This window comes from Rhodopirellula bahusiensis, assembly GCF_002727185.1.
Taxonomy (GTDB): Bacteria; Planctomycetota; Planctomycetia; order Pirellulales; family Pirellulaceae; genus Rhodopirellula; species Rhodopirellula bahusiensis.
This window is the reverse complement of record NZ_NIZW01000024.1, coordinates 1-26477: the sequence shown is the minus strand read 5'-3', so window position 1 is coordinate 26477 and position 26477 is coordinate 1. Positions and strand designations below refer to the sequence as shown.

General features: G+C 55.2%; 12 protein-coding genes. 1 reads left to right on the top strand and 11 read right to left on the bottom strand.

The window, feature by feature from the left end:
• Positions 1–5: 5 nt before the first annotated feature.
• Complete coding sequence (polA, locus tag CEE69_RS24685; RefSeq protein ID WP_099263278.1) at positions 6–3221, top strand: DNA polymerase I; 3216 nt, start codon at positions 6–8, stop codon at positions 3219–3221.
• Positions 3222–3584: 363 nt separating this feature from the next.
• On the opposite strand, the gene CEE69_RS24675 is transcribed toward polA, so the two are convergent.
• From CEE69_RS24675 to CEE69_RS24620, 11 genes are all read right to left on the bottom strand, one after another.
• Complete coding sequence (locus tag CEE69_RS24675) at positions 3585–6011, bottom strand: PilW family protein (protein ID WP_099263276.1); 2427 nt, start codon at positions 6009–6011, stop codon at positions 3585–3587.
• Between the two features lie 10 nt (positions 6012–6021).
• Positions 6022–13158 (bottom strand): hypothetical protein, encoded by a 7137-nt coding sequence (locus CEE69_RS24670; RefSeq protein ID WP_099263275.1) that lies wholly within the window; start codon positions 13156–13158, stop codon positions 6022–6024.
• A 71-nt stretch (positions 13159–13229) separates the two neighbouring features.
• A complete protein-coding gene (locus CEE69_RS24665; protein ID WP_233215606.1) occupies positions 13230–14747 on the bottom strand; it encodes a hypothetical protein in 1518 nt (505 codons plus the stop codon).
• 41 nt (positions 14748–14788) lie between these two features.
• Positions 14789–16015, bottom strand: a complete 1227-nt coding sequence (locus tag CEE69_RS24660) for a pilus assembly FimT family protein (protein WP_233215605.1) — start codon at positions 16013–16015, stop codon at positions 14789–14791.
• A 17-nt stretch (positions 16016–16032) separates the two neighbouring features.
• Positions 16033–17256: a type II secretion system protein gene (locus CEE69_RS24655; RefSeq protein WP_099263272.1), complete on the bottom strand. Its 1224-nt coding sequence runs from the start codon at positions 17254–17256 to the stop codon at positions 16033–16035.
• Between the two features lie 47 nt (positions 17257–17303).
• Entirely contained in the window at positions 17304–18611 is a 1308-nt protein-coding gene (locus tag CEE69_RS24650; RefSeq protein ID WP_099263271.1) for a type II secretion system protein, read from the bottom strand.
• 147 nt (positions 18612–18758) lie between these two features.
• The gene (locus tag CEE69_RS24645) at positions 18759–20198 is read right to left on the bottom strand and encodes a type II secretion system F family protein (RefSeq protein WP_099263270.1); all 1440 of its coding nucleotides are present in this window, start codon (positions 20196–20198) and stop codon (positions 18759–18761) included.
• A gap of 150 nt (positions 20199–20348) precedes the next feature.
• Positions 20349–20708 carry a four helix bundle protein gene (locus CEE69_RS24640; protein ID WP_008656673.1) on the bottom strand — a complete coding sequence of 120 codons (360 nt, stop codon included), beginning with the start codon at positions 20706–20708 and terminating at the stop codon, positions 20349–20351.
• Positions 20709–20805: 97 nt separating this feature from the next.
• Positions 20806–22521, bottom strand: a complete 1716-nt coding sequence (locus tag CEE69_RS24635; protein WP_099263269.1) for a GspE/PulE family protein — start codon at positions 22519–22521, stop codon at positions 20806–20808.
• A gap of 119 nt (positions 22522–22640) precedes the next feature.
• Entirely contained in the window at positions 22641–23747 is a 1107-nt protein-coding gene (locus CEE69_RS24630) for a type IV pilus twitching motility protein PilT (RefSeq protein WP_099263268.1), read from the bottom strand.
• A 479-nt stretch (positions 23748–24226) separates the two neighbouring features.
• A complete protein-coding gene (locus CEE69_RS24620) occupies positions 24227–25984 on the bottom strand; it encodes a GspE/PulE family protein (protein WP_099263266.1) in 1758 nt (585 codons plus the stop codon).
• Positions 25985–26477 lie beyond the last annotated feature (493 nt).

Sequence of the window (26477 nt, the reverse complement as noted above, 5' to 3'; positions counted from 1 at the left end):
TTCCCATGGCCAAATCCCGACCTCGCCCCAAGCAGAACGACGACGACCAAATGCTGTTCAGCGGGTTCGACGAGGCCCCCAGCCCTCCGGCCGCGAACTCGGACAACACGCCTCCATCCGCCAGCAACCAAGTCGCCGAATCCACGCCGACAATCGCCTCCCCCGAGCCATCCGCGGCTGACAAACCCGCGGCCGCCGCAACTGCCGAGCGCGACCCAAACAAGCTGTCCGCCACGCGAGGATTCACGCCCAGCCCCAACGCCACGCCCATTCCATCCGTCGCGGGCACAGGAGTCACGCCGCTGCCCACCAGCTCCACCCAACCAACACGCGAATCGGCTGCATCTGAAACAGCCCCCCAGGACGCCTCGCAATCCGGCCCGCGAGCCGATCGCGAAACAACGGAAGAACGCAAGCAACGTCACGACGCCGTCCGCATCGCCGACGATGCCTTGCCCGCTGTCCTGCAACGCCCCATTCCAGAAACCACCGACGACCCCATCCCAGACCTGACCGACAAGTTGGTCGTCGTCGTCGACGCCCACTCGTTGATCTACCAGGTCTTTCACGCGTTGCCTCCGATGACCAGCACTGGCGGGCTGCCCGTGTCAGCCGTCTATGGGTTCGTTGGCGACATGCTGGAACTGCACTCTCGCAAAGAACCGGACTACTTGATCGCCGCGTTCGACAAAAGCGAGGTCACGTTCCGCAACGAGCTGTATCCCGAATACAAAGCCAACCGGGACTCGATGCCCGATGAACTGCGCCAGCAAATCCCGCTGATTCGCCAAGCCATCGACGCGATGGGCATCGGCATCATCGAGCAATCCGGTTTCGAAGCCGATGACTTGCTCGCCACCGTCGCCGCCAAAGTTGAAGCGGCCGGCGGCCGGTGTCTGATCGTGACCAGCGACAAAGATTGCCGGCAACTGATCAGCGACCAAACCAAGATCTACAATATCCGCAAAGACCAAGAGATCGACGCCACCGAACTGTTCGGGCTGTGGGGAATTCGTCCCGACCAAGTCGTCGACTACCAGGCCCTCGTCGGTGACCCCGTCGACAACGTTCCTGGCATCTCCCTGATCGGCCCCAAGATCGCCCAGCAATTGCTCGAAAAGCACGACACGCTGGAAGAGATCCTCAACAACGCTTCCTCCATCTCGGGAAAGAAACGCAAAGAGAACCTGATGAACGGCCGCGACGCCGCGATGATGTCGCGTGAGCTGGTCGAACTGAAACGCGATGTCGAATCGCCGATTCCCTGGAACCGCTGCGTCCGCTCGGCCGCCGACCTCGAACGAGTCGACGCGTTGCTGCAAGAGTTTGGCTTCCGTCGACTGCGAAGCCGCGCCGCGGAACTGCTCGGCGGCGAAGCACCGCCCGAAGAACCCAAACCAGTCTGGGAGTCTCGCTACCAGACGATCACCAACGAAGACGAACTGAAAGCACTCGCGGTCGAACTTGCCAAACAAACCATCCTGGCCATCGACACGGAAACCACCAGCACTCACGCTCGCGGCTGCGACCTGGTCGGCATCTCGATCGCATGGCAACCCGGCGAAGCCGCCTACATTCCCGTCCGAGCCCCCGAGGGTGATCCGGCGATCAACGAATTGATCGTGATCGAAACTCTTCGCGATGTCCTGGAGTCTTCTGCGATCGAAAAGGTCGGACACAACCTCAAGTTCGACGTGATCGTGCTCCGTTCGGCCGGCGTCCAACTCGGTGGCATCACAATGGACACGATGGTCGCGGACTACTTGCTGAATTCAGGAGGCCGCAACCACGGCCTGGATGACCTCGCGAAACGCAGGCTCGATCACACCAACCTTTCGATCAAAGAATTGATAGGAACAGGCAAGAAACAAATCACGATGGACCAAGTCCCCGTGGACGACGTTTCGCCTTATGCCTGCGAAGACGTCGACGTGCCCATTCGAGTCGCCCCCGCGCTCCGCGACGAACTCAATGCATCCGGGCTGGATGGGTTGTTCGATCAACTCGAAATGCCGCTGACCGAAGTGCTCGCCGAAATGGAGTTCAACGGCATCCACGTCAACGCCGACACCCTTGCCAAAATGAGCGAGCGATTCGACAAGGACATCGCGGACCTGCGAACGCTGGTGTTCTCAGCCGCTGGACACGAGTTCAATCTCGACAGCCCCAAGCAGCTCGGCGTCGTCCTGTTCGAAGAACTTGGGCTGCCGGTGATCAAGAAAACGAAAACCGGAGTCAGCACGGACGCGGACGTCTTGGGCCAATTGGCTGTCAATCACGAGATCGCCGAGCACGTGCTGCAGTACCGCCAAGCCACCAAGCTAAAGAACACCTACATCGATGCCTTGCCGCAATTGATCTGCGAGAAAACCGGGCGCGTCCACACCTCGTTCCGGCAAGACGTCGCGGCAACGGGCCGGCTTAGCAGCAGTGAACCCAACCTGCAAAACATTCCCATTCGAACCGAACAAGGCAAAGCGATCCGGGCCGCGTTCACCGCCGGCCGAGAAGGCTGGTCGTTGCTCGGTGCCGATTACTCGCAAATTGAACTGCGAGTGCTGGCCCACTACAGCGGTGACGAAGCCCTGATCGGTGCCTACCACGACGACGCCGACATCCACACGCGAGTCGCCGCGGAAGTCAACGGGATCGAAGAAGCGGACGTGACCAGCGATCTGCGCCGGATCGCCAAGACGATTAACTTTGGAATCGTGTACGGGCAAAGTCCGTTTGGGTTGGCCAAGACGCTCGGCATCAGCAACGACGAGGCTCGCGATTACATCGAGCTGTACTTCAGCCGTTACTCGGGCGTCGAAGCGTTCATGATGGACACGCTGGCCCGCTGCCGAAACGAAGGCTACGTGACAACCATGTTGGGTCGACGGCGAGAAATCAAAGGCGTTCGCGACCTGGCGAAATTGCCCGAATCGAAACGACGCAGCCTCACCGAACCGGAACGGATTGCGATCAACATGCCCATCCAAGGCACCGCGGCCGACCTGATCAAACTGGCCATGCTACGCGTCCACGAGCAACTCAAGCAGAGCGACTTGCAAGCTCGGCTGCTGCTACAGATCCATGATGAACTACTACTGGAATCCCCCGACGAGGAACTCGACGCGCTGTCGGACATGATTCGCGAAGCCATGACTAGCGTGATGGAACTCGACGTGCCACTGAAAGTCGACGTCGCCCACGGCCGAACCTGGGCCGATTGCTAGGTCAGCTGACTGCAAACCTTTAGCACGGTGATCACCACCGTGACTAACCGCATCTCGCGTGGTCCAGGTCTCACCCGGAATCCAACCAATGCTTCGCCAATAAAGCGAAGCGTCCCGCCAAGACTCACTGACTCACTAAGCAGTCCACCCAAACAAGCGAGCCCAGACCCAAAGCCTCGAAACAAAAGAGCCTTTCGGTCTCGCACCTCACCCAATTCCAAATTCGCAATGACCACATTGCAATTTGCAATTCACCGAGCTGCCTTCCGCAGTCAGCCTCTCACTGAAAGTACTCAACGATCGTCTGCTGCCGAAGCTGCCCCGCCGTCGGATCATAAACCCGAACCGAAATCGACAGCAAAATCACTGCAAACTCTCAACGATAGTGAACTGAGTTATCTCACCGGTCGGAGGATCCTCTAGTCGAACGGTAATGCTGATGGCCTGCAGATCATCCAGGAAAGGCGGCGGGCATTCTTGAAAACTACCATCGAATCGACCGGAATCGATCTGCCATCCACTCGTACTAATCCGAGGCGTCTTCGTGAGGCCGGAAGTGTTGTTCAACAGCCAAGTTGTACCGCTAGCTGTTCCGCCCGACAGAGACGAATCTGAACGCTGAGTCTGATCGAAACCATCCGACTCGTAGCCATCAGTCCATGTGTCATAGGTAGGTTGAAAATAGACGATGTTGCCTGCAGTACCGCGGTGCAACAGCTTTCCACTGTACTTCAAGCTATCCAATCCATTGGGTGGAATCGGAAAGGCAGAATAGCTTGAATTTAAGAATGTCGTGTAGTTCCGAGTCACCTCTGCGTCAGCGACGAGCGTTAGTGGAGGAGTGGATACTTGCCCCGAATTTGCCATCAAACTCTGAAGCGGCGTTCCGTTTAGATAGGGATAACACAGATCGACAAATCCACCCTGCCCCACGAGCGCCGCGTAGTGGCCGGGATCCTTGCTGTAAGTGTTCGACGGTGCGTTGTCTCGAAGATCAAGAATATCAAATCCGGTATCATTATTCAGACTCAGCAATGCTGAAATGCCAATATCATTCACCGACATCACCTCATCATCGCTTCCAATCGTGCCGAGTTCGCTCAAGAACTGCAGACCCAACGTGCTCGTGTCGTCTGCTGTTCCGGATAAATCATCATCGAACCCAGCCACACCCGGAGCTTCGTCCATCCCCGATGTTGCAAAAATGGGTGCACTCTGATCAAAACCTCGAAGGTCGAACGAAAGAATATTGGACGCAATCACGTCTTCTCCGGTGCGATCCCAGCGTGGATCGTCCGTCGAAACATATTCGCGGTGCCAGTGTGATACAGGAACGGCCGGATTCGGACGAGGATTGGGATCACCCAGTTCGAATTCAGGAAGCAGCCAACCATTGAACAACCCAAACTGCTCGCCGCTCACAGCATTGAACGTTCGCGAACTGGGGTGAGCAGCGGGAAACCAACCTGGAGCAGTCGCATTCGGAGGATCGAGCCGAGTATCGCCCGCTCCCTGCCACGTGGTGAGCGCATCATTCCCGCCGACAGCGAGCAGCGGCATCGATGTCGCATAATCGACTCGGTCTTGAAATGCACCTGTTGAATCACCACGTCCGAAATAGCGACCTGGATAGCGCACATGCCCAAAACGATTATGCGGATAAACGAGATCACTCAGCGAGTTAGCCGCAACAAAATTGGTCGGTTCGCCTGTATCAGGATGAATTACCCGACGTAGTGAAATATCGAAGTAATGGTGCATAGGCGCCATCCCCACCAACCAATTGCTTTGACGAACTAGCGCCGAATCAGCCGAACTACCGGGAGCAACATAATTGGGGAACGTCACCTGACCGATTGGATAGATTTCTTCGAGTCCAACAGGCACGGCTCCCGGGTCATTCGCATTTCCACCCATCGGTCGCAAGAAAGTTGTTTCGAATCCGTCTCCCGATCGACCATTCGGCGGACCACCATCACGAACCGCGGCAGGCCCTGTGCCAAACGGATACTCAAGACGAGCTTTAAGGTTCAGATCAGGTCGAACCAACAGAATCCGCTGTCGCAGGACTATTCGATCAGGTGCAAAATCTCGGTCGCTATCTTGAAACAAAGGCATCTTGCTTGGACTAGGCAGCCAAACTGGATCGGTTGAGGCAGCGGGAGTGGTTGCAACTCGCAGTTGATTCAAGCTTTTGTCGACGTCCCAAACTGGCGACGCCCACATGATGATTTCCGCTCGCTTCGACCGAATGATTCGAGGTTCCATCGGATCAGCGGCGGTATCGTCAACCAGATAGGCCGGTACCTTTCCGGTAAACCAATCGTCGCCTTCCGCTTCGGCTGTGAATGCAATGTAGTCATCGAAATCCCCAAATCGCGATAAACGTCTGTAGGTGGGGCCGTTTTCGGGTGCGTTGAATCCGCCCGACGAAGGTGTATCAAAATCGCCTCCGCTCGTCTCCTGCGTTGGCTCTGCACCGAACAAGGCGTAGGTGTGCTCGGTCAGCGGCCCTTCGTAGTATGTGAAATACCCCTGACCACCAACGGGAGAAATCGGCGGCGTCGCATCAACCGTACGTGAATGCAAATCGTTCCGAATGCGGAAGCTAATACCACGCAGCTTGCTGCTCAATGAAACCTGACTACGTCCTTCCTTCATTGAACGTCCAATGACCGCGAAGGCCTTGCCCAACGCCGCCATCAACAACAATGTCACGGTCATCGCGATCATCAACTCGACCAAGGTAAACGCAAACCTTGCCGGCAACTTCTTTATATGGCAATTCATGTTTACGTCCCTATTCCAAAATCCGTGACAGTTGAATGGTTTCCAACGCGTTGTTCACTTCACCCGGTCGATACATCACAGGCTTGCTACGATCGATCACGAAGAAACCCTTCGGACGAGTAACATCGCCCATCGTTTGTCCGACTTCTGGCCCCACCGCGAGTGTGGCACCATCAACTTCGAAGTAACCAACAGTGACCCACACAGCGAAAACGTTGGACTGATCCGTCGCCATATTCGAAAGTCGAGTCATACCAAGCTGCTGGTGAACAACACTCCGCTCATGGTTCTGAGGTGCGGTCACTGCAGGATCCGTCGATTGCCGTTGGAAGATCGGCTTTCCTTCCTGCGCCGCCCCGTCTCGAACGAAATCGCGACGCATCAAACCGCTATCAGAAGGCTGTTTTTCCTCACGCACGATAGGTGTGTAGGGCGGACCAACCGAATCATGAACCTGACCGGAATGCTCCGTAGGATCAATCGTACGGGTTCGCATGCTCTCCAGCGGTGCGATATTCCCGTACATCGCCGAACGAAAGACGCCGGCAAATTGGGTTGGAATATTCTTGTCAAACGAGGGAATTGGGGCGGTCCCAGGATTGTCGTCGTGATCGAACGTTTGCAGCGGCTGTGTTCCCGGAACAAACCAGTTGTTCGCCCGAGCTGCAGTTGCACTATCCGGCGTATACCCTCTTCGGTTCCTCAAGAACTCGGCCCAGAACGCCCCCATGCCAAGCGGCAGATTGTTGTTCAGAGTCGGATCCAATTCACCCGGAGTTGAGAAGCCAGCCATCAGCGACTTGTAGACATTGACGCTCTTGATGGTATTTAAGTTGACCAAACCATTTCGATACAACTTGCTCTTGAAACCAAATGGCGGCCGAAACCCTTCTAAAAGAACATCGTTCGTCCAAAAACCATCGTACTGACCATTCGTCCCGGGATTGTTCTGCCAGGCACCTGCCGCGCGATTCCAACCAAATGTAGTGGTTGGAACAACAGCATCCCAGCTTCGCGGATCGGCGTTTACCACATCCGTGCCGTTGATAGTACCGAAGGTTCGGTAATCCATCCTCGGTGAAAACAACGACTGCTCGCCAGCAACCTGGACATTGTCTTCTGGTGAAATGAAATCGGCATCGAAATCAAACGGTGGTGGAACCTCGACCCACTCCAACAGTCTCCAGAAGTTCGGCGAAGGCCACTTTTCTGGAATCTCAGGATAGGGTGCAGTCATCGCAGGCATGCTGCTCGGCATACCTACAAAGCCATGCTGCGCGTGCTCGTGGGTTGGTGTCCACGGAGAGGAATTGGGGTCGTTCGGCAACCAAGGGTAGTCCGGCTTGGTTGTTCCTCCTGCTGTCTCGTAGGTCGCAGGCTCGTACGCAAAAACGTTCGATGACGACGAGAAGAAGTTCCACAGGTGCGTGAACCGTTGATTGAAGTCGTAACGCGATTGCTGTGTTGCCACCAACGGAGTTGGAACAGCAGTTGGAACTGGTGGTGCCGCGGGGTTCGCGCCACTGATTGGCTCGGTGTTGTAGAGAGACCGGTATTGGTCCGTCGTCACGGCACCTACCGCCGATCCAAACTCCATGCCCAACCTTCCCGGCGAGCTAATGGGAACCCACATCAACTCCTCGGCCGAAACGAACGGTCGATTGAGCCAAAGCACGCTTGCGGGGAAACCGTTGTACGGCTGTCCGACGAACGGTGAGAACGTCGACTGGGCTGAGTTATAAACGGTGCCCGGCGCAATCGGCCCCTGGCGCCAACGTGGTCCGTACGAATGATTCAGGTACCCCAATGTGGATGAGTGCGTCGCTCGGTCACTTGGGTCTTCGTTGTACAAAGTCGCCGTGTCGCGATTCAAGTTCGCAGCGAAGAACACCGACCCAGCAACGGTCTCGTCCTGGGGTGTGACGGTTGTCACCTCCGGTGGAAAAGTATTGATGCTGTGCAGCAAGTTATCAAAGGTGGCCGAAGCGGGATCTTCAATGACGGTTTTACCAGTCTTGTAGCGACTCGCGAAATTCTCCTGTGGATCATTCGTGAATGGGTCTTCATCGAACGGGTCCTTCCAAACGAGATTCATCCCGGTGTCCTCCAACGAGATTTCATTCTCATCGCTTCCGTTGAAAACAGTCAAATCAATGGTGATGTAGTCAACAGTGATGAATGGATTCATGTCAGCGTGATAAGGCTGCGTCGGGTCGGCCAACCGCTGCAAGTAAGCAGTTTTAAAGTGCTCACGCGTACCGGTCATCTGACCCGTTGCTCCGAACGCTCGATACAACTCTGACATGTCAGGACGATCGTCGAATGGTCGGTCCGGAAATTGTCCCGTTCCACTATCGAAGTTGCGATAAGAATCAACCGGGAAGTTCCGGTTTGGATTGAGCGATTCGGTAGGCTCAAGATAGTACTGTCGGCCGACTGGAGGTGTTTCATAGGGCAGCGGTTCGGACACGTTGACGCCAACCGGTGTCGTTATGGTTGTCCAAGAGGCAGGAACATCAGCAGCTGCCTGGATCCCGATGACCTGACGGATTGATGCATCCTCCTGAGGAGCATTCGGATCGTCATAGATCGGAGTCGTCAGAGTGTCATCCATTTCATGGTGCACGACCTGATGAGGAGACAGCTCAATTCGCTGCGGCGACTCATAGTCGATTAGATCTACCGCAGGACCATCAGTCGCGGGGTCGTGCGTAGGGGTTCCAGCGTGATTCTTTTTCGCTCCAATGAACGTCCGCGGACGTGGACCGATAACCGCATGCTGGCCGCCGGCGAGATAGACACCGCCGTCATCGTAGTCACCGTTAGCATATCGGTTGTAGTAGACCTGACCCGCATCGGTGATATCGGCCAATGTGGTCGCCATCGCAGACGAATCAACATTGTTTGCAAAGAAGATAACCCGATCAATCGCTGTCGCAGACTGACTTGCCGGCACCGGATCAAAGAATCGAGGCTGCGCCGGATTGAGCGTCGCCGTATCACGATCCATTGCAACACCAGCGTTTGACGCTGCAGTGACGGCACCACTGCCGATGGGCTGAAGCAACAGATCCGCCGAACCCTCGTAGTAGGGCGTAGTCGACGGATTGGTGCCACTTGGTGCACGCGGACGTACTGCTGACGTGGAAGTCTGAACATCGGAATCCGCCGAATGAACTTCGCTGATCGCCACTCGCCAAACAGGAACATCGTTTCCAGGTGCTTTTCGATTCAGATCCAACGCCCACGGATCCCATGGTTGTTGTGTACCAAGATGACTGTAGAGCTCCGGAGGATACGCTGAAGCGTTCGCAACCGGGTCGATCTCACTTCCGGGTGCGATTGGCAATTGCGGACTTCGCGTATTCCGTAGTTCCAGGAAGAGCGAGCCTTGTGGGATCCGCCATTGATCCAAATCAGCATCGCCTCGAGTCGCACTTCCATCTGCTCCCTGCAACGACAGATCAGCACCACCGTTGTCGAGGTTTGTGTCTCGAACCCGACGGTCATGAAACGCGAGCGACTCTTCCAAGGACAACTCAGGTCGCTCGAGCCCCCATACAGTCCGGTAGGTTGTGCTGTCCATGACATTCACGTCCCATCCGTCAAAAGGATTGGGGTCGTAGTCGAAACGTGTCATCACAGCATCTGCATCACGGAAGTCCGCAACGTTTGCCGCCCACTGAGCAATTTTCATCGCTCGATACTCTTGATTGAAACGTTCCTGGCGGGCCAGCAATCTTTCATCGATCCCAGGTGTACTCGTGTCATCCATCGGCAACATTGGGAAGAAGTTCGGCGAATCGAATGTTGATAGATCGGGGTAGGAATGCGGGAAGTCGAAATCGACTCCGCGATTCGCATCCCGAATGAGCATCATCGCAAGGACATATAAATGACGAGCGAACTGGGCCCGTGCAGTCACATTCCTAGGGCTGAAACCAGCGTGATCTGTGATTTGGGGGTTCAGCAGTTCTCCGGGCGCATTGACTCCACGAGTCGATGAAACTGGACTGGTAGCACCACCGTCACCCAGATAGTGAGTCTCGATAAGTTCTGCCGTTGAAATTCCCCCGTTGAGGATGCGACCGTTTTGATCATCGTCGACAACGCCATCGCCATCGTCATCAAAACCATTCCCAAACGGCCGGTTCAAATTAAACTTCCGCCCTGAACGAAGCTCCTCTGGCATTAGTTCCCACATGACCGCATTCCGAGCTTGGTCAATCGGAGCAGTGTTCGGAAAAACAGCGAGCTGCAGCAATTGCTGAGGACTGGACGCCGAGGTGGCCATCGTGGTGTTCTCAAAGAACTCTGGCGGCAAACTCCCCTTGACCGTCGCGGCACTGACGGAGTGAGTGGTCATCGAATCTGCCAACGCTTTTCGCAAGCCTTGTAGCGATTCATATTCCGCTGGAGCAACCGTTCCGTTTCCATCGATATCAGCGTTGTTGTGATAATCCTCAATCAACTCAATGATTCGATCAGACAACATATCTCGGTCAAACGAGTCAAATCGAAGCAACGGCTCCATATCAGCAAAAGTGTAAGGTTTGTCTGGCTCGCTCGAAGCAGTGAGATCCATCTCATAGGGGTCGTCGAAGGAGTCTCCGGCCGCAGCCCCACCGTTCGATACGATCGAAGATGTGCCGCCTACAACTAACTCACCATTGACACCGAGACCGATTGCACCTCGCCCATAGGCATCAACCGGCAGACCTTGGCGGTTGATCAATTGATGAAGGTTCGGGCGATTGGGGTTCCGCAGCGCCCCCAACAGATCATTGCCATTGGTTGTCACTGGATCAGCCAGATACCCGGGAACTGCGACCACACGCCCATAACCAGTATCGCCCATATCGGCATAAGCACGAGCACGACCAACAACACTTGAGAAGACCCCAAGACGCTCACCTATCAAGCGTTGCGGCCCACGCATCAGGTTATCAGCGTTGTAGCTTGCCAAAGGTGCCCTCTCTGTCACTGAGATTGAACTTGTACCGAGTGCAGTGAACAACGCCCGAATGTCAATCTCCGCCGGGCCGTAACCCCAACCAGCAGGAAGCCCCGTTTCCAATAGGTACCCACGATTAGGTGGTGCTGGCACCTGTGTGTAAACTCGGGCAGGTGATGTAGCAGCATTGCTGGTAGGCTGCGCGATTGGAGAAGCATGTTGAACAGCGCCCGCCAAATCGTTGGTGATCGCATTTCTTGCTTGAGCAATATTCCCGGCCAAGTTGATGTTGACCCGGCCACCAAGATCCTCGATCAAGTAACTGACCAAAGGCTTGATCAATTGCCCATCACGACTCTGGGTGAGAGGAAGACCAGCATCAATCCAAACGCCATCGACGATGCCATCGCCGTTGTTGTCGACGTCCCATGAATCAATGACACCATCGCCGTCGTCGTCGCGTCCGGCCAAAGCACGGGCAATAGCAAGAACTTCGGCAAGCGAGGGATTTGTAAAATCAACAGCTTGATTGAGACCGGGCGTGTTGTTACTGCCGGTGAACGTCGAGTAGTCAAGACGCTTCACCCCGTCACCACGATCGGCAACAGCAGCAGGAACCATTGGATCATTTTCGATTGGCAGTGGCCGCAGAGTTGACCGTTGCATCGCAATCAACATTCGCTGCAAGCGAAGCGTATCCATGGTTCCATCCTGATTATTGATGATCCAATTCAACAATGCAGGACGCACGAATGATGGTGCTGCTTCACCCAAAATCGGATCTGTGGGCATGTAGCTGAGCCACAGATTGTTAAAGTCGGGTGCATCGTACGGCTCGTCCGTGTCGCCGGGCGGCAGATCTTGAAGAAACGATTCCAACGGCGTGGTGGAAAACTCATCTCGTGCCAAACGATGGATCGCATAGTGACCTTGCAAGGCAACGGGCACATCCGAGCCACGACGAAGTGGCAGCTGCTGCAGTCCCATGCCCGGCCAATTGACCTGTGAGTTCGGGTCGAATGGCCCATCAGGAACTTCATACGGAATGCCTGTCACTGGGACGGCTTCCATGCTGGACGCAGTTCCTTTTTCAACCCGAGTGATGTTCAAATCGGTCGAGACGACTTCGTTCAAATTAAAGGGCCGAACCGGGTTGTTTGTCCCAACCGTACGAAGACGGTCCATGCCCATCAGTTGATTGAAGCCGCCCGTCGGATTGAACTGACGACGGGGGCGATCCCAACCGAGTCCGGGCCCATTCAGAATCCGTCCGTTCATATAAAAGCGAGCATAAGGCAATGCCCCATTGGGCAAGGCAGTCGCACTCGCGTCATAGTCATAGAAAAATCGATCAATCCGAAATGCCGGATCTGCCAGCCACTCGCTCATTGACTGCGTCACATCACCCACCGTGATAGGCGAATTCTGATGATCGCGAATATCGATCACGAGCTGACCTGACAACTGATCGCGTCCGTAGGGAGCGCCCCGGTGATCACCGAAATACCTTGCAACCGAAAATGTGAGACCTTCAAGCGGCCCACCCAAGAAAGTCAGAAGCCGACCATTTAACTCGTCATCGTGTGGGAAGTTTGGCGTCGCGTAGCTGTTGGGATTCAAGGGCAACTGAGAGACATCCCCTCCATACCCTGGGTAGCGTCTTGTCGGCTCATTGTCGTTTCGACGGTGCGGATAATCCGACAAGTAGTCGTTGATCCCAGCAACACTTAGCGGAAAAACGCCTGACCCACCTGCCTGAAAGGGGGATTCAAGATACAGCATCGTCGGGAAACGAATGAACTGACCACCAAGCAACACATCTGGTGCGATATCGTCGCGACTCGTCGCAGAGGTAGGATATGCAGCGACTGGTGCAACGCTGGCTTCGATGGCATCTCGCATCCCATAAAGGTCGCCTAGCAAATCGTGGCCCCAGAGAGATGATTCAGGACCAGTCGCACCAACCAGGATCTTTTTCAAAGCGTCATCGACAAACTTCGCACCGTCCAAATCAGCAGCTTCCGCACGCTGAATGCTGTAAGCCGCACTGCGCTGGCGTGAAGTAAAAACGAGGTAGCTGACACCGAGAACGCTGAACAGGGTCAGCATCCCAAGGACGACCAGCAACACAATCCCCGATCGCTGATCTTGCGAGTCGCGAACCGGAGGCCGTTGTTTGTTTCTTTGAGTCATGTTTGTACTCCCTGCGTTTGGAGGCAGGTCATTACGAATAGAGAAGAGAGAGAGGAGAGGGGTTTCGCGACTCATTCGATTACCACCTCTGATTCGACCACCGACACAGCCCCACTGACAATCGTGCAGTAGGTATCGTCGACGTGGGTAACATTGCCGCTTGCTTCGTCTTGGAAGGTCCAGTCGGGACCAGCCAACGTCACAGTACGACGCCAAACTTCTGGGTTTGTGTTGCCGTCTGAATCATTCCAGCCAGCACCGAAACCACCTGCGTTGATGAAACCGTACTGCGGCTCATCGACTCGTAACACTCGATACCATCGATGCACAGCCGGCCCCTGTGCGGCCATGCCAAGGGTCAACGGTCCGCCACCGACTTGGTGTGGCTGGCGTGAAAGCATGACCCATTCCCCGGTGCGGACCTCGGAGTCAACTGCAGCTGAGCCATACAACTCCACTTCACCACCAGCGCCACCGACGAAACCAATCCAGCCGCCAACCCAGGCAATTCTTTCGCCCCGAGGGTTGTCGTCCGAATCATCGATCGCATAGCTGCGTTTTTGCAGTGCTAGCGGATCATCTAATCGCCGAGGTACTTCGGGCAAGCGTTGTCGAACGACAACAATTGATTGGCGGTAACTGTTGCCACCCAAGAACGGCGGAACAAGCGTTGCGAACCAGGTGTACTCACTGGAGTTCGCCGTTCCTGAATCCGTGGTTGCACCACTCGTCATAACGGTTTTTGTCAGCAATACCGACGCTGGATCCGCTGGCTTGCTACCATCAACCATCGACAGTCCACCCGAACCCTGGAACACATGCTCTGCATAGGAACGACTGATGATCTGGTGGCGGTACACAGGAGTCGTCTGCGCGAACATATCTGATCGCAAGGTCGCCCTCCACATCCGAGGCGACATCGGAAACGGCATCTGTGGCCGGTTCGGTGGAACGGGACCTGATGCGACTGGCCCATTGGATGCGGTCACCGCCTCATTCGGAGGTGTCAGAATTTTGTACCGCTCGTTGTAGTATGGGAATCGGCTGAAGTCGTAAGCTGAATCGGTGTTCGAAGCTGCTGCAAACGGATTCGCCAAAACGTTGTCCGCAAAGTTCCCATTTGCAGGAGTGGATGGGCCGGCGAGCAACGTTCGGAGATCGGGCATACCCAGAGGGTCGATGCAAATCCCGCCTTGCAGCCCTGCCTTCGAATCTGGATGCCCATAACCCGGTGAACTAAGTTTTTCCTTTTCCTCGGCAGGAAAACCTCCGACAGTCATCGCATCGCGAACGGACAGAACCTGCCCGGTCAGTGTTTCACCAGGTGCACCGGGCGAAGTCGAAACGGGTTTGTAATAGATCGCCAACTTATCAAAGTCGTTAAATTTCTGTGCGGCACCAATTGCGGCGGCAGCAGTCGATTCACTGATGCTGCGATCCAACTCCATCGCCGATTTAGCATTGTCCGATGCAATTGGAATCAGTGCAGCAAGGCCCAAAAGTCCTGTCAGAATGACCCCCATGGCAAACACGGTTTCCATCAGAGTCACGCCGCCCCGCAAACCATGGATCAGAGAATCTTGCGCCATAAGGTTGCGGCACCATGATCGATTTTGGCTCAAAGTATTCATCAGTTCGACCCCAAGTCACGAGCTTCGACCGCTGCCGTCCGAGCGGCTCCGATCACTGACCGAATCCGCGAACTCTGATAAACATTATCAGTAGGAGGCCCCGGCGGAATCATTTGGCCCTGATTCACGAAAGGATTGGTCCATGACGACGACACCACCTCGCCATTGCGTGACTTGATTGTCACCCAGATGCTTTCGTTGTTGAGAAGTGGTGTCGTCCCATCATCGGCATCATCCGCAAATGGTGAGCCGTCCGTATCCTCAAGTTGGTCATTCGGTTCCACCTTCAGCTCACCGGAGCGGCTGACCAAGAAATGTATATCACCCAAAACAGGCAGTTCCTGCAGTTGCAAAGCACCGCCCACCCTTTGAGAAGACAAAACTCGACTCACCTCGCCTCTCGCACCGAACAAGATCCAAATGGAGCCATAGTCAACGACTTGAGATCGATTCGCGGCAACGACAAAAGGCAGGGCAGTCGTGTCGATATAGTTCCCCTCAATCTCCATCGGTGAAAACTCGTTCCCATAACGCCCGATCCCAGAACTCGTTAGGTCAATCGCCGCGCCCTGAGACAATTCAGTGGGCATCGCGATTGCCGGAGTTGGCGAACGCAAGATGCGGTACTGAACTTGTTGATTATGGAACCGGCGGAAGTTCGAGTTGGGCTCAATCCTTTGCAATGCAAGCATGACATCGCTCGTTGCGGTAAGTCCAATCCCGGTGATTTCTGCGGGCATCCCGTTGTCACCGAGCTGAATAATGTCGCCCGGATTGATCAAAGTACGTTTATTCGGATTTGCATCGATATCACGAGCAGATCGCAATAGTTGAGATGCTTCACCAGGCACCAACATGGTCAACGTATCCAACGTGACCCCCGCAGGATTGAATCCGACGGAGATCAAACCACGATCTCCCAAACCTTCACCGGAATAGGGAGCCGGAGTCGTCGCAAAACGCATGCGAATCGCTTGACTTCGACCCAGTGGTCCCCTTCCGCCAATTCGATCAATGATGATCCCACCGCCACCGCCCGTGGCAATGGAGCGAGCTCGGGCTTCTTCAATTACCGACTGGAACAACGTTGCGGAACGCGACACCTGCTGTTCACGCAGCGTATTCTTGACGGTGGGCAGTGCGATGCTGGTCAGCAAGGTTATGATCGCAAGAGCGATCATCAGCTCGACTAGCGTAAAACCAGACCGAAGTAGTGTTCTTTTCATCTTTGCAACGAACATGACTAGAACCCCAGCACTGGATAGATGTTATCGGCCGAGTTGTCCGTTCGGTCGCCATTCACGTCAGATACTGCACCAAGACGCTGAAGGAGCGGCCGTGGAGCGTCCGCCCCCGTACCGACCAAATCCAAAGTAAAAAATGGATCAGGGAAGAAAACGGCACGATCGAACCGGCGCAGAGTACCGTCACGAGCATCCGCCACACGCAGATCGCTAACGAAATCATCCCCAACCGTTTCACGGCCAGTCCCCGGCCCCGAAGTCACTAGATCGAACTCACCATCACTACCTGCAGATACGATCATCGGCCGCACCGCATAGGTGAGTTTGTCAACCATGATGCTGTTGCTATTAGTTGTCGGATCGACCAAATCATTTGTCGTCGACGCCAAATCGTAGTCGTACTCCGATCGGTAACGCGGGTCCATTCGGAGTAAATCCAATGGATCGTCTCCGCGATTGCGAATGATCGCAGCAAGTTCGCCAACAGTTGGCCAAGACGCAGAATCTGACTCATCAACGACCCAACGATTTTTCAGGTAGAAACCAGTAGGCCAACGCATCCAAAGAAGCGGGACACCCCACGAGTCGACAATTTCCGGCATTCCGTCTTCATCTGTGTCTGCGATATCTCGGGTCCTCAATTGCTTCAACAATGGCTCTCCATCGAGCGTTGATGACGCAAAGATTTGATACAGACATTCAGCGCTTTCATGCTCGGGAGTCCAAGCGGTCCATGCCGCGGCCCAACTCCCAACATTCAATGTTCGCATCACTCGCTGACGATATCTTTGAGACGCCAAGGCTCGCGAATTTTCTGGTGCAATCCCCGGGGTCACCGGAGGCTCCGCTGCGTTGGTTCGATAAGCAATCGGAGCCACACCTGGAGCACCCGTTCTAGATGATCCGACATCCATGTCCGCCCTATTGTTTGGCAGGACAGCTCGCAACCAATCTCGTTTAAAAATCAACTGAGCATGACTGACAGCTTCGCCATCCAAAACATTACTTGGCATGGCAACACGCCTTTGCGACTCGTCTTCGTAAAGTCGCAAGATCGAAAGATTCAATCGGTCGATCATTGCCTTCGCACGTGTGTCCTGAGCCTGTCGCTGGGCTCCGGACAAAGCGATCGCCACCATCCCGCTGATGACACTGATGATCACGAATGACACCAGCACCTCAACCAAGGTGAATGCGTTGCGATTGGAAGTTTTAGAAAACATAAGAAAAGACTTTGCCGAGTGGCGAATGACTGATGCGGTAACAGGTTCTATGGAAGGTCCGAATCGAGTGTCGAAGTCGAGAAATTGGTAATATTGTCCAGCATTGGCCGAGTGGTGTACGGCGAAGACCCACCCATCTTTTCGTAGGCATAGCCGTCTTGGTACTTGTCCACACTCGACAGGTTTGCTGGCGTCCCGCTGATTGCAGCCGGGAGTCCGAATGGGTTGTAAAACTGGCCCGTCGTGAACATTGGTAGGGCACTGACATACGCATCCGATCCTTGCGGAACGAAGATCCCACCGAAATGGTTATCCCTTCCCGCTGAGACCAATTGAAAGCGTTTGGGCTCTATAAACTCGTAGGCCCCAGCGGCTACGACGGACAGTCCAGCAAGCGTAGACTTAGGCGTTGTGTCTTGTTGAGCAGAAACAAACACCTGGGCTGCCCCCACATCCTGAAAATCACCCGGTGGGGAATAGACATTCATCAGGTGCTTCGAACCGGCTTGCTGCCAAGCCCAACCTCCCTGATCGGCACTACCAAGTGCGTACTGATAGTTGTCGGCAGAGAAGTAGGCGACCGGCAACTCACTCACGCCAGGAAACGCGACGGGAAAGGGATCCGGCAATTGAGCAAACCCCAAAGCATTTGCCACGCTCTCATCGTCGGAATAGGCATATGGAGCGGCCAGACCCAGCGGATTGAATGCCCCACTGCCATCGACAACCAGGACGCTGTTTCGAGCTGACGCAAAATCAAAGAAAGCGTTGTCGCGATCTGAATTGAACTGAAACAACTGATAATCAGTGTCCGATGCGGTGACTGGGTAGCTGGCCGAGGCAACCAACGCCAATGGTCCGCCTTGTCCAGTAAATGGGCGTTTCTTGTCGCTTGAATAACCACCCAGACAAAAAACCAATGCCTCTGCTCGGTCCATCGCATGTGGATAGTGAGCAAACGCTGAACTGCTACGTGGATCGGCAACTCCACTGCCACCGCAACGCGCCAACGAATCATTCACGTGAGTGAACTGGGCGAGGATCCGCAACTCAGTGTCGTTGATGTCTGGAAACGCTTTCCGAAAGTGACGCTCAACGTCTTTCCACTGATAGAAGTCCGGCGGATAGTCACCGTACTTCAAGTTGTAGGCCGCCAAAGCTTGATCCATGACATCGATTTCCATTCGGATCGCAGTGTCGCGAGCCGTGCCGATCGCTCCTGTGATGGCCGGGATAAGAATCGCCGACAAGATGCCGATGATTCCAATCACAACCAGCATTTCCACCAGGGTGAAGGCGGAGCGGGTGGTGGGTGCCACGCGGGCGTGCTGCTGGAGGTTGGTTCGAGCGTTCATCGCTACTCTCGGAACGGGGAATGGTGCTGGCGGTTGTCCGTTCCACTCATGGAGTGAAACCGACGCGGTGCGGATGAGGTTGAAAAAGGTTTGTCTCGTCGGCCGACCGGCACTCTCGCGCCGGTCGGGCTGTTTCAATTTGGCTGCTTAGCTCAAGCCCGAGATCAACTCGACCAACGGCATGAACAAACTGATCACGATGAAACCGACCGCGACCCCGAGGAACACGATCATCAATGGCTCCATCAACGCGGTCAGTGCGTCGGTCATGATCCGGACTTCTTCGTCGTAGGTGTCGGCCACCTTGTAAAGCATCGTGTCGAGCTCGCCGGTTTCTTCCCCGACGTCGACCATGTTCACCACGAGGTCATCCACCACGCGGCCTTTGATCTTCGTCAGGTAAAACAAGACACACAGCACGGCACCACCGATGATCATGTAGCTGGACATGAACGTCAGCATCTCGACCATGGTGCCGTCATCGAGCTTGCCGCCCTTCGCGGTTAACGCCACGCTCATGACCATGATGCCGGGGAACGATCCAAACAAAGCCCAGAACACGGCGGTCATCGGGTGGAAACCCAACACCGAGTATTCCTTCAATGGCTTGCTGATCACTTCCCCTTCGCGGATTTGGTTGCTGACCCCGGTGAACATTCGCTCGAACATGGCGTTGCCTGCCGTCTCTCGCGTGATGTTGAGGGCTTCCAAAATCGGCACACCGGAACTGATCAATGTCCCGAGCGTCCGCGTTGTCCGAGCCAGAATGTTCTTTTCGATCAACGTGCCGAAAATGGGCACGCGGATGATGAACATGTCGAACCCAATTCGCCCCTGTTTGAACTTCCTCATCAATTTGACCAGGATCAATGCACACACCGGCATCAAGATCAGCAGGAACCAATACCCGGCGATGTAATTGCTCATCGCGATCAACAACACCGTGGGTGCTGGCAGATCCAAACCGAACTCGTCGAACATCTTTTCGAACGTCGGCACGATGAACAGCATGATGAACGTCAGGATCAACGTCGCGACCAAGACCACGATGACCGGGTAGATCAACGCCCCTTTGACCTTTCGCTTGAGCGATTCAGCCGACTCGAGGAAGTCAGCCAAACGATTGAGGATCGTTTCCAACGCACCGCCGGCCTCACCGGCTTTGATCATGTTGACGTACAGACGGCTGAAGACCTTGGGGCACTTCGCCATCGCTTCGGACAGCGTCGACCCACCTTCGATCTCGTCGCAAACGTCCATCAAGGCGTTCTTGAGCTTACCGGGTTTCTGGTTGCCTTCCAGAATCTTCAGACTGCGCAAAATCGGTAGACCGGCGTCTTGCAAGATCGACAACTGACGTGTGAACGCGCAAATGTGCTTGGTCTTGGCACCGCCCATGGCGAAGGGGCGTTTCTTGCCACCCCCGGCCGCGGCGGAACCGGCCGCTTGTTTCTTGACCGCGATTTTGGTGACGAAGTAGCCCATCTGACGGATGGTGGTTTGGGCTTCGTCCTCGTTGGCCGCATCGATTTCGTCCCGGATCTCTTGTCCGGTCGCGTCCATCGCTTCAAAGGTATAAGTCGGCATGGGATTGCTTCTTCAAGTGAAAAGGGCCGCAGGATCACAGGGCCACAGGCTTGGTTTTTGTAAAGCTACTAGCGGTTAGCTTCTAGCTTCTTCATTTGGAGTTGGATTCATTGGTTGTTCACGCAAAGCGTTTGAATTTCGTGGTGGCACTCACTGCTTTGTGAGTTGTTGCTGACGGTTGCTGATCAGTGCCTGCAACATTCTCGATATCTGCTTTGTTTCATCGATGAGCGATTCGGACTGCTGCGTGGACATCAATTTGACTCGAGTTGCGATGTAGAGTTGAGTTCGAAGTTCGGCACAGGAGCCTTTGGCGATGACGAGGAACCGAATAAAGTCTTTGGGTGTTCGCTCATAACCTTCTGCAATGTTGGAAGGAACGCTGACGGCACTTCGCTGCATCTGATCCTTGAGTCCAAAGTCACGGCAATCGGATAAGAGTTCGTAAACAGAAACGGCCAATCGGCACCCTCGTTTCCAAACTTCCAAATCTTCAAACGTGCTCGCCATTCGCTCCTAAATCTTTGCCTCTCGGATTACTTCTTTTCGATCTACCTGCGTCCTAAATCACTGTGGTCCTGTGACGCTGTGGCCCTTTCGCACTGCATCAACCATCAACCACTGTCTCTCGGACGATTTCGTCGAGGGTGGTGATGCCGTCGCGAGCCAGGCTCATTCCGAACTCTCGGAGGATCACCATCCCGTCGCCTTGAGCTTGGTCTCGCAGTTCGTCCGTGCTGGCGTTCTGCATGATCATTTCGCGAATCGTGTCGTTGAGAATCATCAACTCAAACAATGCGATCCGACCTTTGTACCCTGTGTTGTTGCATTTCTCGCAACCAACGCCTTTGAAGTAGTCGGTCGCTTCGATCTCTTCGCGACTCATCCCGAGTTCCATCAACAGATCGCTGCTGACGCGGGTCTTCTCGCGGCAACCAGTGCAGATCCGGCGAACAAGTCGCTGAGCCAAGATGGCTTCGACGGTCGCGCAAATCATGAAGGGTTGAATCCCCATGTCGGTCAACCGAGTGACCGTGCTGGGCGAATCGTTTGTGTGCAAAGTGCTGAACACCAAGTGACCGGTAAGCGCCGCCTGAATTGAGATCTCGGCGGTTTCCAAATCGCGAATTTCACCGACCAGAATCGTGTCCGGATCCTGCCGCAAAATCGCTCGCAAACAAGACGCAAACGTCACCCCCGCGTCGGAGTCAATTGGGATCTGAATGATTCCATCGATGTCATATTCCACCGGGTCTTCGGTGGTGATCAGCTTCTCGGAAATCTCATTGAGTTCAGACAACGTCGAATACAAAGTGGTCGTCTTGCCCGATCCCGTCGGGCCGGTGACCAAGACGATTCCGTTGGGCCGGTCGATCGCCGAGCGGAAACGAGACATCATGTCTTCGTCCATGCCGACGTTGTCGAGCGAAAGGTTGACCACCGATCGGTCGAGCACCCGCATGACGGTGGACTCACCAAAGATCGTTGGCAGCACCGACACCCGAAGGTCGACGGGGTGACCACCGACCATCAATTCGATCCGACCATCCTGTGGCATCCGACGCTCGGCGATGTCCAGGTTGGCCATCACCTTGATTCGAGTCGTGATTGCGAACGCGAGGTGACGCGGCGGCGGGACCATCTCATAGAGCACGCCTTCGGATTTGATCCGGATGCGGAACTCATCTTCAAACGGCTCGAAGTGAATGTCCGAAGCGTGGTCCTTGATCGCCAGCAACAACACCATGTTGAGCAGCTTGCGCACGGGAGCCGAGTCGGCGAGGGCTTCCGCATCGGTGATGTTGAACTTTTCGTTGTCCAACAAACTTGCGGCGGCTTTGAGCTCTTCGTCTTCGGCCAGTTCAGCGACCAGCTTCTCGACGCTTTCGGCTTCGCTGTCGTAGTACTTCGTGATCGTTTTGTTGATATCCGCTTCGGTCGCGACCAAGATCTTGATCTCGAAACCGAGGAACGTCCGCAACTCATCTTGGATGTTCAGGTTCTGAGGGTCACACGTCGCGATGGTCAGCGTGTTGCCTTCGAACTGAATCGGAACGCAACGATAGAGCTGGGCCATCGTTTCACTGATCTTCTCCATCACCTCCGGTTCCAGCTTCGCCTCTTCCAGCGAAACGGTTTGCATGCCCATTTGCTCGGCGAGCGCCTGAATGAGCTGCTCGTCCGTGACCAACTGCATGTCCTCGGCGACTTTCCCGAACAGCGCACCAGGCTGCTGCTCTTGTTCGTCCAGCACAATTTGCAATTGATCATCGGTGAGGAAACCGAGGTCAACGAGGATCTGTCCGATGCGACGTGGGGCCATGGATAGTGAGCTGGAAAGAGGCGCAGGGCCACAAGGCCACAGGAAACAAAATAAGAAACGGTTGAGCCAACCGACCCCAACAAACTGTGCTGCTGTGGTCCTGTGGCCCTTTTCAACTTCTAATCTTCTTTAATCGGAACGGGGTCGTCCCCCAAACCTTGTCTTGCTTGAACGATTCGTTTGGCCAAGTCATCGGGGCGGTGGGCTTTTGCAAGCACGTCTTCCACCGAGACTCGGTCGCCCTTCCAGTGGTTGAACAACGCGTCATCCATCAACTGCATGCCGAACTTGGCACCCGTCTGCATCGACGAGTTGATCCGGAACGTTTTGTTTTCGCGGATCAGGTTGGCGATCCCCGGAGTGACGTTCAGCACTTCGTAAGCGGCACATCGACCACCACCGATCTTCGGCAGCAGCGTCTGAGCGACCACGCCGATCAACGTCGAAGCGAGCTGGGTCCGAATTTGGTCCTGCAAGTTTCCCGGGAACGCATCGATGATCCGGTTGACGGTGCCTTGAGCACTGTTCGTGTGCAGCGTTCCAAACACGACGTGACCCGTTTCAGCAGCACTGATGGCCGCCTCGATCGTCTCGAGGTCACGAAGCTCACCGACCAGAATCACGTCGGGGTCTTGCCGCAATGCACGACGAATCGCTTCGGAGAAACTCGGCACGTCGACGCCGACTTCCCGCTGATTGATCGTCGACTCTTTGTGTTCGTGATAAAACTCGATCGGGTCTTCGATCGTGATGATGTGGTGGTCAATGGTCTCGTTGAGCAAGTTGATCAGCGATGCCAGCGTCGTCGATTTCCCCGAACCCGTTGGGCCCGTTACGAGGAACAACCCACGCGGGCGGTGAACCATTTTGACAACAGCCTCGGGCAAACCAAGTTGCTCGGGTGTCAATTTGTCATTGGGGATCTGACGCAGCACCATCGAGATGAAGCCACGTTGCTTGAAGACCGAGACTCGGAAACGGGCCAGATCGCCAAACGCGAACCCAAAGTCGGTCGAACCTGTCTCCTGCAATTCACGCTGACAACGTTCCGGCGTGATCGATTTCATCAACGCGACGGAGTCTTCGCCTTCCAACGTCTTCGTTTCCAACTTCCGCATTCGGCCGTGCAAACGAAACACAGGTGGCTGACCCACGACAATGTGGATATCGCTCACGCCCTGCTTCACAGCAGCTTGCAGCAGTTTGTCGATCAGCACGGTGGCCATGGAAAACGCCTGACAATGGGTGGGAGGGCGTGAAGAGGAGAATTAGGGGCCGTCTGTCTGGTCGGATTTCACTGGCGACTCAAACGGCCAGTCCAACCGGCGTTCAGACCGGCCACTCCCCAGGTGATTCGCGAGAAAAGACGAGAACGAACCACGCCAGAGCAACCGGCATCCCGCCAGATCGTTCGGCAACGGGACAGTGTGTCCCAGATGAGTCGCCCAACACGTGATTTCCCGTGCCAGACGGTGTCATTATGCGTGAAACAGCGTCAAAGGCAAAGAAATTCGCGTTGTGTACGCGGAATGGGCACCGACCCTCCCCATCCAGGGCAATCGAAACCAACCCGCCGGCGAGAAAAGCTTCGCCACCGGCGTCGGAGCGGAATGGCAAGCAAACACCACTCAGCGCCACCGAGTCCAAGCATCCTCGTGCTATCGCGAGAACAAACGAGCCAGCCAGACCACGCGACCGCCGTGCTTTACAGCGACGACAGTTCCTTCGCGATGTGACTGAGTGCCAACGCTTCCTGCTCGGTCTTCTTGGCCACTCGGTAGACCTCGTCGAAGGTCGTGATTCCGCGAATCACTTTGAGCATTCCATCGGCGTAAAGCGTTGACATACCGTTCTTTATGGCCTCTTCGCGAATGGTTTTGGTGGTCGTCCCTTTGAACATCAATTCGCGAAGCTTGTTGTTGATCAGCATCAACTCGTAGATACCGATCCGGCCGCGATAGCCGGAACGCCCGCAATATGTGCAGCCCTTGCCCTTGCAGAACTCGGCTTGAGCGAGCATCTCCGGCGGGATCTCCGAGTCCTCAATAACGCTCTGCGGTGGCTGATATCGAACCTTGCAACGGGGACAAATTGTCCGCACCAAACGCTGAGCCAGCACCGCGATGACGGAGCTTGCCACCATATAGGACGGTACACCAATGTCCACCATCCGTGATATGGCACTGGGCGCATCGTTCGTGTGTAGGGTACTGAAAACCAAGTGTCCAGTCAGTGAGGCCTGGATTCCCATCGATGCGGTCTCATGATCTCGCATTTCGCCGACGAGAATGATGTTGGGTGCCTGCCGCAGCATCGCTCGAATGATGCGTGCGAAGTCGAGGCCGATGTTGTGTTTCACTTCGACTTGGTTGATACCGGGCAAGTAGTACTCGACGGGGTCTTCCGCGGTGATGATCTTTCGGTCGGGTCGGTTCAACGCGTTGAGCGAAGCGTACAGCGTGGTGGTCTTCCCGGACCCCGTCGGTCCGGTCACCAACACGATTCCGTTGGGACGGCGAATGAGTGAGTTGAAGTTCCGGAAGTCACGCTCGGACAAACCGAGTTGGCGGGTACCAACTTTGATGTTGTCCTTGTCCAGCAGCCGCATCACGCAGGACTGGCCGTGGTTGGTGGGGATGATGCTGACCCGCAAATCGAGCTGCTTGTCCCCCACCGTGATTTTGATCCGCCCGTCCGTGGGGCGTCGCTTCTCGCTGATGTCGATCTTCGAGAGGATCTTGATCCGGGCGATGATGGCCGAAAGCATCCGCCGGGGGGCTGCTTCCCGCTCGACGCAAACGCCGTCAATTCGATAACGGATTCGAACACGATCTTCAAACGGTTCGACGTGAATGTCGCTGGCCCGCAACTGGACGGCTTCGGCGATCATCAGATTGACCAGCCGGATGACGGGAGCCGAATTGTCGTCGACCGTTTCCTCCCCCCCGCCAGCGTCCGATTCGGTTTCGGTGAAGTCGATGGCCGTGTCGGTGAACTCCTGCAGCATCGAGTCAGCCGATTCACCTTCGACCTGACCGTAATACTGGTTGATCGCCCCGTTGATGGCTTCTTTGGGGGCCAGGGCGGTTTCGATTTTCCGGTTGAGAATGAACCGCAGCTTTTCGACCGTTTCGAGGTCAAATGGGTCGGCGATCAGGATTGTCAGGGCGCCGTCCTCTTCTTTGAACGGCAGCACCGTGTTTTCTCGAGCGACCGATTCGGGCACCAATTCGATGACGGTTTCGCTGATCCGCTCGCTTCGAAGGTCGACAAAGGGGATTTTGTGGAACTTCGCCAAGGCCATCCCGACTTCTTCGGGGCTGGCGTATTCCATTTTGATCAAGACGTCGCCGATGTCCGCACCGGTGTTTTTGGCGACTTCTTCGGCTTCGGACAGCTGATCGAGACTGATGACGCCCTGTTGGAGCAGCAAATCGGTGAAATCTTGCATCGTCCGGCTCATGGTGAATTCCTTCGTCGACAGAAAAGCGTGGCCAGCCGTGTTCGCGCAAAAAAGGCGCCCGGCGACGTGATCTTAGGATATCACGAGGACCACGGGCAGGTTGCGGAAAACTTGGCTTGCTTTGGACTTCGCGGAGGAGTGTGGGGTAGCAGCCCGTCGTACGGTGGACTTCACCGGGGATGCAAGTGAGGTTGCGCTCGACTCGGTGGGGGACCACCGAGCTAGTGCGCCTGCAAAGGCGATTGAATTGTCAGGTGAAAGTCCTGATCGGGGAATTCGTTACCGCCCCGTAGCTGATGGTAACTGCGTTTTCAACAGAAAGGGTGGAGAGCAACCAAAAGCGAATGAGCAGTCCGTAACTGTATTGTGAACTCGATTCGGCCAAGCCTGTCGGGGAGCCTTCTAGTGCCTCCGGAACGATTTTGTGCCGCTTGATGACCTCATTTTCACCAGATCCTCAAGCAGCCAGAAGCGTGCCCTGATAGGTCCACTT